This window comes from Hymenobacter gummosus, assembly GCF_003970915.1.
Classification (GTDB): domain Bacteria; phylum Bacteroidota; class Bacteroidia; order Cytophagales; family Hymenobacteraceae; genus Solirubrum; species Solirubrum gummosum.
Genome location: NZ_RXOF01000031.1, coordinates 1 through 749 on the forward strand (window position 1 = coordinate 1; position 749 = coordinate 749).

Genomic DNA, 749 nt, shown 5'->3' on the forward strand with positions numbered 1-749 from the left:
GGTGGTGGCCCAAGTAGGGTGTTAGCCGTATAAGCGGGTATGGATACCTGCCCGCACTGCCGCTCAACGAAGTTGCGCAAACACGGCTTGGCCCGTAACGGCAAGCAACGCTATTGCTGCCCAGATTGCCGGCGCACGAGTCGGCCTGCGCCGGGCACCAACGCCTACGACGAGGCGCGCAAGGCCGAAATCCTGCGCGCCTACCAGGAACGCACCAGCTTGCGCGGCCTCACGCGCATCTTCGGCGTGTCGCGGCAACCCGTGACGAGCTGGTTAAAAAAAAGCCCAACAGCTACCGCCGCTAGCCCAGACGCTGGCCCCGCCGCGGCCGGTTGACGGGCTGGAATTGGACGAGTTGTGCACGTTTGTGGGCCGCAAACAGCGCAAGATATGGCTAGCCCTGTGTCGGCGCACGCGCCAGGTCGTAGCCTAGGCGCTGGGCTGTCGCGGCCGGCGCACGGCTCGAAAGCTCTGGCGGCGCCTGCCGTCGGCGTACCGCCAGGCCTGGTGCTACACCGACTTGTGGGAAGCCTACACCGGCGTGGTGCCTCGGCGCCAGCACCTAGCTGGCTACGGGCGCGGCACCACCAACCACATCGAGCGGTTCAATGCCACGCTGCGCGCACGCATTGGTCGGCTCGTGCGCAAATCCCTGTCCTTCTCCCGTTCTCAGAAGCTACTCGACGCCAGCATCAAGCTGTTTTTACACGACTACAACGCCACTAAACACCCGCGTTGAGCCACTACCT

2 protein-coding genes are annotated in these 749 nt (G+C 64.6%); both read left to right on the plus strand.

What is annotated here, in order from left to right; all coding sequences use genetic code 11:
* Window positions 1-39: 39 nt before the first annotated feature.
* The gene (locus tag EJV47_RS28535) at window positions 40-336 is read left to right on the plus strand and encodes an IS1 family transposase (protein ID WP_126696468.1); all 297 of its coding nucleotides are present in this window, start codon (window positions 40-42) and stop codon (window positions 334-336) included.
* Between the two features lie 100 nt (window positions 337-436).
* A complete protein-coding gene (locus EJV47_RS27725) occupies window positions 437-739 on the plus strand; it encodes an IS1 family transposase (protein WP_126696469.1) in 303 nt (100 codons plus the stop codon).
* The last annotated feature ends 10 nt before the right edge of the window (window positions 740-749 follow it).

Coding starts and splice junctions, on each gene's coding strand:
- EJV47_RS28535 (WP_126696468.1), top strand. CDS start 40: ATGGATACCTGCCCGCACTGCCGCTCAACGAAGTTGCGCAAACACGGC.